Source organism: Phocaeicola sartorii JCM 17136 = DSM 21941, from assembly GCF_054653615.1.
In genome coordinates this window covers 17,697-30,449 of record NZ_BAAIFW010000006.1, presented here as the reverse complement: position 1 = coordinate 30,449, position 12,753 = coordinate 17,697, and the positions used below count along the sequence as shown (strand labels likewise).

General features: G+C 39.2%; 13 protein-coding genes and 1 tRNA gene. 7 read left to right on the top strand and 7 right to left on the bottom strand.

The window, feature by feature from the left end; genetic code table 11:
* Positions 1 to 348: 348 nt before the first annotated feature.
* On the bottom strand, positions 349 to 1,188 hold the full coding sequence (locus tag ACYQ0C_RS17265) for an AraC family transcriptional regulator (protein WP_025076653.1): 840 nt from the start codon (positions 1,186 to 1,188) through the stop codon (positions 349 to 351).
* Between the two features lie 127 nt (positions 1,189 to 1,315).
* On the opposite strand from ACYQ0C_RS17265, the gene ACYQ0C_RS17260 reads away from it, so the two are divergent.
* Genes ACYQ0C_RS17260 through ACYQ0C_RS17245 form a run of 4 tightly spaced genes read left to right on the top strand, consistent with a single transcriptional unit; the run spans position 1,316 to position 3,554 of the window.
* Positions 1,316 to 1,924 carry a sugar O-acetyltransferase gene (locus tag ACYQ0C_RS17260; protein WP_117737378.1) on the top strand — a complete coding sequence of 203 codons (609 nt, stop codon included), beginning with the start codon at positions 1,316 to 1,318 and terminating at the stop codon, positions 1,922 to 1,924.
* On the top strand, positions 1,917 to 2,564 hold the full coding sequence (locus ACYQ0C_RS17255; protein WP_025076652.1) for an HAD family hydrolase: 648 nt from the start codon (positions 1,917 to 1,919) through the stop codon (positions 2,562 to 2,564). The genes ACYQ0C_RS17260 and ACYQ0C_RS17255 overlap by 8 nt, the downstream gene beginning before the upstream one ends.
* A gap of 44 nt (positions 2,565 to 2,608) precedes the next feature.
* Positions 2,609 to 2,686 (top strand): zinc ribbon domain-containing protein, encoded by a 78-nt coding sequence (locus ACYQ0C_RS17250; RefSeq protein WP_117737530.1) that lies wholly within the window; start codon positions 2,609 to 2,611, stop codon positions 2,684 to 2,686.
* Between the two features lie 25 nt (positions 2,687 to 2,711).
* On the top strand, positions 2,712 to 3,554 hold the full coding sequence (locus tag ACYQ0C_RS17245) for an RteC domain-containing protein (protein ID WP_025076651.1): 843 nt from the start codon (positions 2,712 to 2,714) through the stop codon (positions 3,552 to 3,554).
* A gap of 276 nt (positions 3,555 to 3,830) precedes the next feature.
* On the opposite strand, the gene ACYQ0C_RS17240 is transcribed toward ACYQ0C_RS17245, so the two are convergent.
* From ACYQ0C_RS17240 to ACYQ0C_RS17220, 5 genes are all read right to left on the bottom strand, one after another.
* Entirely contained in the window at positions 3,831 to 4,880 is a 1,050-nt protein-coding gene (locus tag ACYQ0C_RS17240) for a RelA/SpoT domain-containing protein (protein ID WP_149967982.1), read from the bottom strand.
* A 329-nt stretch (positions 4,881 to 5,209) separates the two neighbouring features.
* A complete protein-coding gene (locus tag ACYQ0C_RS17235) occupies positions 5,210 to 6,436 on the bottom strand; it encodes a site-specific integrase (RefSeq protein ID WP_149967984.1) in 1,227 nt (408 codons plus the stop codon).
* A gap of 271 nt (positions 6,437 to 6,707) precedes the next feature.
* A tRNA-Lys gene (locus ACYQ0C_RS17230) sits at positions 6,708 to 6,780 on the bottom strand.
* A gap of 91 nt (positions 6,781 to 6,871) precedes the next feature.
* A complete protein-coding gene (locus ACYQ0C_RS17225; protein WP_016278653.1) occupies positions 6,872 to 8,008 on the bottom strand; it encodes an AI-2E family transporter in 1,137 nt (378 codons plus the stop codon).
* A gap of 10 nt (positions 8,009 to 8,018) precedes the next feature.
* On the bottom strand, positions 8,019 to 8,618 hold the full coding sequence (locus ACYQ0C_RS17220; protein ID WP_025017881.1) for a thymidine kinase: 600 nt from the start codon (positions 8,616 to 8,618) through the stop codon (positions 8,019 to 8,021).
* A gap of 205 nt (positions 8,619 to 8,823) precedes the next feature.
* Here ACYQ0C_RS17220 and rsmI point away from each other — a divergent pair, with 205 nt between their 5' ends.
* The 3 genes from rsmI (at position 8,824) to ACYQ0C_RS17205 (ending at position 11,142) form a co-directional block, all read left to right on the top strand.
* Positions 8,824 to 9,498 (top strand): 16S rRNA (cytidine(1402)-2'-O)-methyltransferase, encoded by a 675-nt coding sequence (gene rsmI, locus ACYQ0C_RS17215; protein WP_025017882.1) that lies wholly within the window; start codon positions 8,824 to 8,826, stop codon positions 9,496 to 9,498.
* A 28-nt stretch (positions 9,499 to 9,526) separates the two neighbouring features.
* Positions 9,527 to 10,375 (top strand): Cbp1 family collagen-binding glycoprotein adhesin, encoded by an 849-nt coding sequence (locus tag ACYQ0C_RS17210; protein ID WP_016278650.1) that lies wholly within the window; start codon positions 9,527 to 9,529, stop codon positions 10,373 to 10,375.
* A gap of 77 nt (positions 10,376 to 10,452) precedes the next feature.
* On the top strand, positions 10,453 to 11,142 hold the full coding sequence (locus ACYQ0C_RS17205; RefSeq protein ID WP_016278649.1) for a YjjG family noncanonical pyrimidine nucleotidase: 690 nt from the start codon (positions 10,453 to 10,455) through the stop codon (positions 11,140 to 11,142).
* 197 nt (positions 11,143 to 11,339) lie between these two features.
* Here ACYQ0C_RS17205 and ACYQ0C_RS17200 read toward each other — a convergent pair whose 3' ends face one another.
* Positions 11,340 to 12,743 carry a RagB/SusD family nutrient uptake outer membrane protein gene (locus tag ACYQ0C_RS17200; protein ID WP_016278648.1) on the bottom strand — a complete coding sequence of 468 codons (1,404 nt, stop codon included), beginning with the start codon at positions 12,741 to 12,743 and terminating at the stop codon, positions 11,340 to 11,342.
* Between the last annotated feature and the right edge of the window lie 10 nt (positions 12,744 to 12,753).

The following is a 12,753-nucleotide window of genomic DNA, read 5'->3' as shown; positions in this document are numbered from 1 at the left end:
ACACTGGCTTACATAAATGTAGCAAAATATAGTGTTCTAAACGAAAAAAGCAGCTATCTAAATTAGATAACTGCTTGATTCTTTGGTGATCCGCTTGGGTTATGAACCAAGCGTTATTTCTTCCTAAATATCAGTACTTTCAGTAATTTTGGCTTTGTATCCGTCACGCTTTAGTCCTTAAAAACTGTCTGCTGTTGTCCGGTGTCTGTCTGCCAACATCTTGGGTTCAAATGTACGCATTATTTTCGGATTATGCAAATCGTTGAAAATAAACATTCTAAGGTTAGTGCAAGGTGCAAGCTATATATATAAATATATACTTGCACCTTGCACTAAAAAATAGCCTTATTAAATACGATATTTCTTCCGAAAATCAGTTGGATTGCAATCTTTGTATTTCTTGAATAGCTTGTTCAAATGACTTTCATCTGTAAATCCCAGTTCCTCTACTATTTCGCTAATTCTCATTTCACTGTGCAAAAGCCGACTTTCCACCATTTTCATTTTATAGTTTAAGATATACTGCTGCATGGTCTCGTTAGTCTGCTTTTTGAAGTATCTCCCAAGATAATTAGGGGAAATACCAAAATGTTGGCTTATCGCTTTAACCTTTATCTTTTCGGGATAACAAATGTTAGACTGAATATATTGCAAGATGTTCAGTGACTTTTCTTCCGAATTTTCATCTATCTGTTCAGGTAGGAACATAGTAATGTTACGGGCAACAACAATAACAATTGTGTTGATTAACTGCGTAATAATTTCACTGCTGTATATGTTCCTGTTCACATATTCACGGATAATCGCTTCTATCATAGGTTTTACCAGCAATTTGTCGGTTTGATTGCGCAATATGCAACCGGGGCGATGATTAGCGTGTTGCAGTATAAATTCTAACCGTTGAATGTTTTCTGCTCCGAAAACAGCCGAATGAATATAAATGTCATTGAACTTTATATATACGAATTTTGTGGTAGTATGAATGTCGAAAGAATGTATATCACCGGGGGTAATCATGAAAAGATGTCCGTCATGATACGGAAATTTATTGTTGTTTATCCATTGAATACCTGTTCCCGATAGAATATACACCAGTTCAAAAAAAGTATGGTCGTGTTCCTTTAATTGTGATTCGTCCAGTTCACTGAAACAAATTTCAAACGGCTGGTGTAGATTTTCCCTTTTCATTTTATCTATTTTGCTATTTTAGGTGTAAAGGTACAGATAAAAGGAAAAATAATACATATATTTACGCTTAAATATGTATAACTTTGCCATGAATAAAATAAAGCAGTAACTTTTATCATGATTAGGTATGAAAAATGAATTGGAAAAATGCTTGTCGGGCGAATGGTACAATTGCCATGCTCCCGTATTTATGGAGTTTAAAAGAAAAACGCATGAATTGTTGCTGAAATACAATTCCTTGTCGTATGAGTGTAAAGAAGAGAAATATGCAATACTGAAAGAAATGTTTGAAAGCATTGGCAAGAAAGTTTCAGTAGGACATTCTTTTATATGCGATTATGGTTGTAACATCAGCATAGGTAATAATGTCAGCATAAACACCGGATGTACCTTTGTGGACTGCAACAAAATCATTATCGGCAACAATGTATTGATAGCCCCCAATGTGCAAATCTATACGGCTACCCACCCTGTTGAATTGAATGAGCGGCTGACACCGATAGAAACAGAAAAAGGGACAGCATATATCCGTCACACGTATGCCCTGCCTGTTACCATTGAGGACGGCTGTTGGATTGGCGGCGGTGTTATTATCCTGCCGGGTGTTACTATTGGTCAGGGAAGCGTTATCGGGGCGGGAAGTGTTGTCACTAAATCTGTTCCGTCAAATAGTCTTGCTATAGGAAATCCATGTAGGGTAATTCGGAAAATCAATACTTCGCATAGCCATGATTAAATTAGTCGCTTTTGATTTGGACGGTACGATAGGCAATACCTTACCGATGTGCGTACAGGCTTTCAAGAAAGCCACACAACCATATATCGGACATGAATTGTCGGACGAAGAAGTGGGGCATACTTTTGGTTTGAATGAAGAAGGCATGATTGGGTGTGTCGTTGATGAACCCTATCGGCAACAGGCGTTGCATAAATTTTATGTGATTTATAAGGAACTGCATCAAGAAATGTGTCCGACACCTTTTGAGGGAATACGTGAGTTGATAGCCTTATTAAAACAAAAGAGTATCATTGTGGTGCTTATCACTGGAAAGGGGATGAACAGTTGTGATATAACTCTCAAGCAATTCAATATGAAGACTTCTTTTGCAAAAATCATTACGGGAAACGCTGAAAGGAACATCAAGTCGGAAGCATTGAAAGAACTCTTATGCGATTATCATTTGGCTGCAAATGAAATCGTATATATCGGGGATGCACTTTCGGATATAACGGAGTGCAGGAAAGCCAATGTGATGTGTCTGTCTGCTGCTTGGAGTATTCCACAAAGTGAAGCTACAGCCTTAGAAAGCTGTAATCCTAAAAATGTGTTTTATTCGATATTGTCTTTATCTGAATACCTTAATGCGAGAACGTGATTTTTAGATTTGTAGTTAATTTTATTTATCGACTCAATTAAAATATGAAACAGAGAATTTGCCAAAGTTGTGGTATGCCTATGCCCACTGATGATTTACTGGGAACTCATTATATAAATTAGAGAACGGAAACTTGAAAGATATTCTATGCAATTTGTAGATAAGATATTGTTCCAAATCAATACAGAGATAGAAAAGCTCGGTATAGATGATTGTATGGGCATTGACAGTGCTTTGCATATGATGCGTTTTATTCAGCCTTTATGTGATGAATTGAGAAAATATATATTAGCTTATCAGTTTGCTGATGAAACGGAAGAAATCTCTTTTTTTAAGGAGTATAAGCCGGAAGTATTGAGCAAGTATTTGTATTACAATAAAATATATGTCATTGAGAGTAAATATCCTACCGGTAGTGATATGAAACAAAGAGAGTATTTATATAAAGAATTGGATAGTTTGACGTTTTATTTCAGTAGGAACTTGGACTTTTATCAGTATTACCGTTCTAAATCTACTTATTTGGATAGGTATTATTTTACCCGAAACCAAAACGATTTACGAATATGTACAGACAGTTCCCATATTGATAAAGACCCTCTATATTCAACCGGATATGATTTTAAAGTGGCTAAAATTATTACCAACGAACTGTTGAAAATCTATTTGACTAACAGATTGCAAGAATTGGAGCGTATTGTACAGCGCAAAGCGGATAACGGACAGGTTGTAGAAACTATTTTGCGTTGGACTGGCTCTAAAAGGGCGTTGGTAGAACTGATTTATGCTTTAGAAGCGAATGGGGATTTTAATAAAGGAACGGCTACTTTAAAAGAGATTGCAGGATATTTTGAAAATGTGTTCAGTATAGATATTGGTGATTTATATCATTCTTATTTGGAAATGCGAAGCCGTAAGATAAATAGAACTCGGTATTTGGAAACATTGCAAAAAAGTCTGCTCCGAAGAATGGATGAAAACGATACATGATGCGAGTTTTATTTTCTTTTCGCAAGTAATTATATTCTTGGAAATAAATAAACCATTCAGTATTTCAATCAATATTGAATGGTTTATTGTTTTCATTCAATCCTGCCATATTGAAATCTTGCTTTCAATCAATCAAGCTATCAATATTTCAATAAAACAAGATTGCAGGATTGCAAAATAAACTCATCGGTCGGGGAACGCCCAGCGGCAAGGGAGTGGGACCACCCGTCTCGATGAGTGAAAATCTTTAGCAAAGGATGAAAGTTTTTATATTGGTCAAGAAGGAATAAGTTTCATTTTTTTGCAATTTTCCATCATTGTGTCAATAGCTAAAAGAAATTCTGATGTGTTTAGGAAATAACTAGGATATGCATCTTGTAATTCTTTCATTTTAGGAACTGACACTAAAACAACGGCATTACATTTATCTGTTACTCCTTTTTCTAATTCTGAATATGCCATAGATGCTTCGTTCTCTTTTTCTTTTGAATAGGCGCTGATTTTTACGATTTTTGATTCAAAGTTAATATTTAATATATAATAGCCGTTTTTGAAATTTTCTTTCTTAGCCTGGATACCTGATACATTTAGTACTTTTAATGTGTCACTATGATTATGCTCGACATTGATTGCGTATAGTAGCTTCATCAAGCCATGTACGTCATATCCTTGTTCTCTGTGCACTTTCAGAATAGGCTGCTTTTCTTTAATCGAAAATAGAGAACTTACAATTTTGAAAAAAGTCAGCCAGTCATCTGAACCCATACTAGATTTTAGGGGTGTGCTTGTTATTAAACCAGCAGTTTCAACTGCCATAGCCCAGCTATGTTGCAACTTAGTCCTTATTTGTAATTCAACTTTTGCGCCGTCTGTATTATCGTCAGTGGATTTATACTTGTAAATAAAATGAATGCTACGATATCCGCTTTCTTTAGGTTCTTGAATATAGTCCATGATTTTAACTAAATCAAAGCTTGTAGGAATATTTTCAGATAAAACCTTTTTAGTATTTAGTAAAGCTTCAATATCATTAACCACAATTCTAAAACCACCAATATCTTGCATTCCTCCTAAACGCATTTCTGGATTAATATCGAGTTTGTATAAAATAGAGGTGATTCTTTTTAATCTTCTAGATGTTAAAAAAATATCAGTTTTGTTTGGATTTAACAAAGAGAGTAGTTCTTTTTGTAAAGTGTCTAAAGCAGGAAGATGCAATGTTCTCCATTCATTTATCTTTAACATTGCATTATCATAATCTTCATTGTTTTTTGAGGACATGATAATCTCTCCTGCTTTATCAATTTGATGTCTTCCGTATTTCATGGGTTTAAACTTATTTTAATAGAATCTACAATTATGACTTCAAATATAACTTATTTCATTGAGAAATTATATTGTATGTATGAAAATAAATAAACTGATATTGTGTATTTTATTGTTTCTGACTAGTTAACAACTCATCGGTCGGGGAACGCCCAGCGGCAAGGGGCGGGACCACCCGTCCCGACGAGCGAAAATCTTTAGTTAGGGAATGTCTTTTTTTAATTGGCAACACGACTTCGGAGTGAATTTGCCCAAGGTGTTTTGCGGCACGGAAAACAGATTTGTGTGCCACAAATCACACCTTGCTGTTATCTGACGATAACATGATTTCATCGGCTGGCAATCCTGTGTGCAGCGTCCAGCTTTTGAGCCAACATTTCCATGTCGTTACTTACCTTCAAATCGGTAATCCTCGCATAAATTTGAGTAGTCCGGATATTGGTATGACCTAAAATCTTAGATACCGTTTCAATGGGAACACCATTGGCAAGCAGTACCGAAGTCGCACAAGAATGCCTTGCGACATGATAGGTTAAGGTCTTTTCAATTCCGCAAATGGCTGCGATTTCTTTTAAGTAATCATTCATTTTCTGATTGCTGATAATGGGTAAAATCTTACCGTTTGGCAATTTATCTTTGTACTTTTCCAATATGGCTTTTGGTATATCCAGCAACCGGACGGTAGATGTAACATTCGTTTTGTGTCTTTTCCGTATAATCCACAAATTACCGTCAAATCCGGTGCGAATGTCCTCTTGTCTTAGTTCGCATACGTCAATGTAAGAAAGTGCCGTATAGCAGCTAAAAATAAACAAGTCACGCACTTGTTCCAGTCGCTTAGTGCTGAACTCGTGATTGTAAATAGCGGTAATTTCTTCCATAGTCAGATAATCCCTATCGGTACGCTCAAACCTTACCCGATAACTCCCGAAAGGGTCGGCAGTCACTAAACCCGTATTCTTGGCAAAGTTTACCACCGTGCGAAAGCGTTGTACAAACTTCATCGCCGTATTATGGCTGCACCCATAGTTATTCTTGATATACAACAGGAAATCTTCAATGAATACCACATTTATATCTTTAATGAGCATATCGGAAACGGAGTATTTAAACTTCATAAACTCCATAAGCCGTTTCTTTGTCAGTTCATAACGTGAGTAGGTTTTGTCTGTGGTATTCATTTTAACCTTTTGCAAATACTGTTCGTTGTGCTGTTTGAAGAACTCTATCAAAGTCCGTTCCCTTGCTATCTTGCCTAAAAAAGCGTTCTTTACCAGTTCTGCGGTTACATATCCGTCTTGCGCCATTAACGCATGGTAATGTTGATGAACTGTGCTACGAATACTTTCCAGCATGGAATTGATATGTACGGCTTCTGCGGTTCTGCCGGAAGCTTTGCCTAATTCCACGCTCCAGTGAGCCGGATTTATTTCCAGCTTGGTGTTAAACTGGGCTACAACTTGGTCAATAGTGATACGTGCAATAATCGGTGCGTTGCCGTTCTTCTTTACTGCATTTCGTTTGACGAAATAGAGTAGCTTAAAAGTACTTCTCATAATCTCTTTTTTTTAGTTACAAACTTAAATTGATGAACTGAAAATGAGATATTTGCAGTACGGACAAATCAAGACAACAAACCGTCAATTTTGGACATTCCGTGACCTAAAATCTTAGAGGGTGGACAGGTCACGAATTGGTCACGAAAGTGTGTCTTTTTGTGACCTTTTCATGTCTTAGGTCACAGACATTATACAAAGAAAAACTCCTACAATACCTTGATATTGTAGGAGTTGTACATTTACTGTCCATTTCTGTCCAGCGTTTCAGTGATCCGCTTGGGGCTCGAACCCAAGACCCCAACATTAAAAGTGTTGTGCTCTACCTGCTGAGCTAGCGAATCAATCCTTTATTATTGCTATTCTTCCGAATTGCGAGTGCAAAGGTAGACGTTTAATATGAAACATGCAAATATATTGCTTTCTTTTTTTGAATTATTTTTCTTCTGATTTATCTATCTGTTGATTATCAGTTGTTTCTGTCCTTTCGGAAAATTCTTTTTCTTTTATCCGTATATACCTTTGATAGTAAGAAAGCATTAAACTGGTACAAGGTAAAGCGATAATCATTCCTACAATTCCCATTAACGCTCCCCAGACGGAGAGGGATAATAAAATGATGGCAGGATTCAGGCCGGTGATTTTTCCCATAACTTTCGGCACGATCAGCGCGTCTTGTATGATTTGCACGATGCAGAACACCAAAAAGGCGCAAAATAATATCCACCAGAAATTCTCTCCCGTATCAGCTGCTTTCAGTAAGGCTAGCAGGATGGTGGGGATGAAAGCGATGAGCTGAAGATAAGGTACCATATTGAGAAGTCCGATAAACAGGCCGAAACCGATAGCCAGTGGGAAATCAATGATAAGAAAACCTATGCTGAACAAAATTCCTACACAAAAAGCGACAAACGCCTGGCCGCGGAAATATTTGTTCATGCCATCTTGCACATCGGTGACGATGCGTACTGTCATTTCACGATGCTTGATAGGAACCAGCTTGATCCATCCTCGTGCGATGGCTTCATAATCCAATAAAATAAAAAAGGTGTAAAGCAGGATGATGAATGAGGTAAATACACTGACCACAATATTGACGGACTGGGTCAGCAATGCCCATACTTGCGGAAGTACATTGCGCATGGTGTTCGCGAAATTGTTTTCGTTCAGTGCTTCATGTATTTTCAGCATATCTATATGCTCTTTTATGAAGTTGGCCACAGTGCCGGGAATGGCCGCTTGCTTGGAACCTTCCACAAAATAATCGGTAAGCAGTTCTTTCAGTTTACCGAATTCTTCGATGATAGGGGGGACAAGTCCTATAAATGCCAAGGTCAGGATAGATGCCAAGGTTAATAAAACAACAAATATGGAGATTACCCGGTTCTTCAGACGCAGCTTGTGCTGGAAGAAAATAACCATCGGATAGATAAGGTAGGCAATAAGCCATGCCACGAAAAAGGGGAGCAACACTCCGCTGAGCCGTTTTACCAAATATAGAATGCCGATAATGACAACTGCCGTCAGTATCCCGCGGATAAAGCTGTCGAATGTTATTTTTTTCTGCTGCATAAGGCGTCTGTTATTTATTTTCACTTTCCTCTTTCAAAGCTTCCATATAGCAGGCCCGGCAAAGTGGCTCGTAGTCTGCCTTTTCGCCCAATAAAACCCGCTTTTCGCTTTTGGTGATCCGGTGGGTGGCGTATGCCAGATTTCCACATTTCACACAAATGGCGTGGACTTTGGTTACTTCGTCCGCAATAGCCAGCAGGGCAGGAATAGGACCAAAAGGAATCCTTTTAAAATCCATGTCCAATCCGGCTACGATGACTCGTATGCCATTGTCAGCCAACTGATTGCAAACATCAACCAGACCTTCATCAAAGAATTGGGCCTCGTCTATTCCCACCACGTCTTTGTCTGATGAGAAAAGCAAGATGCTGGCGGAAGAGTCGATGGGAGTGGATGCAATGGAATTGCTGTCATGTGATACGACTTCTTCTTCCGAATAGCGTGTGTCCATGGCCGGTTTGAATATTTCAACCCGTTGACGGGCAAACTTTGCTCTTTTTAAACGACGGATCAGTTCCTCGGTCTTGCCTGAGAACATCGAACCGCATATTACCTCTATTCTTCCTCTTCTACGCGTTTCCTGGATGTGGTCTTCTGAAAAAACTACCATAATTTCGATATAACAATATAGATTAATTCTGGGTACAAATGTACGACTTGTACCTTGAAAAAGGACTATTTTCACTCGGAAATTTATTAATAAAAGATATAATGTTAAACTAAAGTGCAACATCTGTTAAATAATGGGGGCAATTAACTTTATGCATGTAATTTCTTTCTACATTTGTTCCGTTATAACAGAATGTGTTTGTTTTATGGGAAAACTGTATGTCGTACCTACTCCTGTAGGAAATTTGGAAGATATGACTTTCCGTGCCATCCGTGTGTTGAAAGAGGCCGATTTGATATTGGCCGAAGACACACGTACTTCGGGCATTCTTTTGAAGCATTTTGAAATTAAGAACGCCATGCAGTCTCATCATAAGTTTAATGAGCATAAAACAGTGGAAGGTATTGTGAATCGTATCAAAGCGGGCGAAACCGTTGCTTTAATATCTGATGCCGGAACTCCTGGTATTTCTGATCCCGGATTTTTGATCGTGCGCGAGTGTGTGAAGAATGACATTGAAGTGCAATGCCTGCCTGGAGCTACCGCTTTTGTACCCGCGCTGGTGGCGTCGGGTCTGCCTGACGAGCGTTTTTGCTTTGAAGGATTCCTGCCACAAAAAAAGGGAAGAGTAACCCGCCTGACTTCTTTGCAAGAAGAAAAGCGGACGATGATATTTTATGAATCACCCTACCGTTTAGTGAAAACCTTAACTCAATTTGCCGAGTTTTTCGGTGCCGGAAGGCCTGTTTCCGTATGTCGTGAGATTTCGAAAATTCACGAAGAAAGTGTTCGGGGCACATTAACTGAAGTTATAGCGCATTTCACTCAAAACGAGCCGCGAGGTGAAATCGTAATTATACTTGGTGGGAAAGAGGACTAAAAATGAATAAACTTAAAAAGTAAAGCAAATGAAAAAACTAGTATTTTTATCGCTGTTATCTGTAGCTTTATTGACCTCATGCGGTAATGGAGCTCAGAAAGATGCCTTGAAGGCTCAAAATGACTCTTTGATGGTGGAACTGTCAAACAGAAATGCTGAATTAGATGATATCATGGGTGCGTTCAATGAAGTGCAGGAAGGTTTCCGTCTGATAAACGAGGCTGAAAACCGTGTGGACTTGCAGAGTGGCTCTATCCGTGAGAACAATGCTGACAAGATAAAAGAAGATATCCGTTTCATCAGTGAGAAATTGCAGGCAAACCGTGAGCAAATCGCGAAACTGGAAAAACAGTTGAAGAACAGCCAGTACAATTCCGCTCAGTTGAAGAAAGCCATTGCCAACCTGACTAAGGAACTGGAGGCTAAGCAGCAGCAGATTGAAACACTGCAGGCTGAATTGGCTTCAAAGAACATCCGTATCGCTGAACTGGATGATGCTGTGGCCGGTTTGAACCAGAATGTAAGTGAACTGACTGCTGAAAATGAAGCGAAAGCAGCTACTGTAGCCAGCCAGGATAAGGCACTGAATGCTGCTTGGTTTGTTTTTGGAACAAAATCTGAATTGAAGGACCAGAAGATTCTTGAAAAAGGGGATGTACTGAAAAGTGCGGACTTCAACAAGGATTATTTCACTCAGATTGACATCCGTACCGACAAGGAAATCAAGTTGTATTCCAAACGTGCTGAATTGTTGACCACTCATCCGGCTGGCTCATACGAACTGGTGAAGGATGCGAAAGGCCAGCTGACTTTGAAGATTACGAATCCTACTGAATTCTGGAGCGTGTCACGCTATCTTGTTATTCAGGTGAAATAAGAGATATTGAATGATTGTTTTGTGAAAGGGTTGTGCCATGAGTGGATACAACCCTTTTTTAATCTGTTTATTTGTGTATGTACAAAAGTATATTCATTGACTTGGATGATACGGTGTGGGCTTTTTCCGAAAATGCCCGTGATACCTTTCAAGATATGTATGATAAGTATCATTTCGACCGTTATTTTCGTTCTTTTGAACATTTCTATGAGATTTATGAAGCGCGGAATGTGACGTTATGGGAGGAGTACGGAAACCGTAAAATAACCAAGGAGGAGTTGAACATTCAACGTTTCTCTTATCCCCTGCTGCAAGTGGGTGTGGATGATAAAGCATTGGTAAAAGCCTATTCTGAAAACTTCTTTGCTGATATTATTTATAAGAAGAAACTGATGCCCCATGCACGCGAGGCGTTGGAGTATCTGGCTTCCAGATATGATTTGTACATCCTTTCCAATGGCTTCCGGGAATTGCAGGAACAGAAGATGCGTTCAGCGGGAGTGGGAGAATATTTCAAGAAGATTATTCTGTCTGAAGACATAGGAGTGCTGAAGCCTTATCCGGAAATCTTTTATTTTGCCATGTCGGCTACCCAGTCGGAATTGAAAACTTCTTTGATGATAGGCGATAACTGGAAGAATGATGTAGCAGGGGCGGAGAATGTGGGGATGGGTTCTATTTATTATAATATAAAGAAAGAGGCCTCTTTACCTTTCAGGCCGAGTTTCGATATGAAGGACTGGAAGGAAGTGGAATCCTTTCTATAATCATACATGAAAAGGATATGCGGCGGAATTTTTCATGCTGCATCAACAGGGAAATTCCGAAGCCTTCATGGAGGTGGAGGATGAATAGATGGAGTGTGCAGAAAATGAAAGAGTCCGGCGTGATACCGGACTCTTTCTATATAACAGGAAACTGTTTGAATTGTCTGACTTTTCAAGGTCACTTCATGTTGCCTCTATCAATATTGAGGATTTTGAATTAAAGCACTGTTCAAGTCTATTTCGCGTTGAGGAATAGGCATGATAGTCCGATAATCATTGTAATTGATCACATCTGTAATCATGGCCGGAGTGACACTTTTCTTGTTTCTCCAATATGCGAATGTGGTCTGATTCTCGGCAAACAACTCTTTTTCATACTCAAAAAGAATATCCTCCAATGTCACACTGCTTACATCTTCATAACCTTCGATACGGTTTTTTCGGATCGTATTCAGGTAAATTGCGGCAGCATCCCCTCCCGATAAATGATAAGCGGCTTCTGCAGCGATCAGATAGATCTCGGACAAACGGATGATTTTAGGATTGTTCACGTAAATGCTGCCATTACGGCCCGGATATTTGGCTGGATAATATCCTGCGGAAGTTTTGTAAGAAGCCGCGGTCTGATCTTTGATCAAGGTGCTGCGAATGTCTTGAGAATTGTTTTTTAGATACTTGAACAATTCGCTGTCTGTATTGAAACCGCATTCCGGATAACCAGTGGCGTCTGTATAATATCCCAATGAATTACGTTGCGCATTGTAATTATCTGTAATCAACAGCTCGAATATTGATTCGGCCGTGCCTTCCTGTACCCATACATTGGGGTATTCGGCTCTAGAATACAAATTGTATGCGCCGCTTTCGATAATTGCTTTTGCATCAGCTAAAGCCAGATCGTTCTTGCCGTAATATAGGTAAGCGCGTGCTCTTAATGCCAAGGCACCGTAATAATTGAGATAACCGGTGCTCTTGGATTTAGACAACAGGGGCAGGGCATCCGTCAAGTCCTGGATAATCTGGTCATAAGTCTGCTTCAAAGTAGAACGGCTTCCTTTGTAATCGGCTTCGAACGCCTCGGTTGACAATACCAGACCGGAGTTGGCTTCATCAAGATTGGATACCGTCGTCGGGATATGGCAGAACATTCTTGCCAAATCAAAGTGAAGCAGTCCTCTCCATGCCAATAATTGCCCGTGCAGATTCTTGATCTGAGTTTCATCACCGGTTACATTGTCCAGATAGCTCAATGCCTTGTTCGCATTGGCCAAAGCCTTGTAATAGTAATAATAACCATAGTCGGGCAATGCGTCGTTTTTAGTCATAGCATAATAAGATATGGGGCTTGATTGTCCGTAGTCTCTGATTACTTTAAAATTGCCGGACATCAAGTCTGCATAGATTCCAAACTCGGCGCTATAAGTCATTCTGCCTTCCGAAACGATATAACCGACACCGTTTACAGCGTTCTGCAAATCGAACACGGAAGTAATAGCTCCTTCAGACGGGAGGGCCGATCCTGGAGCTTTGTCTAGAAAATCACTGCAGGAAGAGAATGAGATTCCGGCAGCCAATCCTATAATTAAATATATATTTTTCATTTTGTTATTC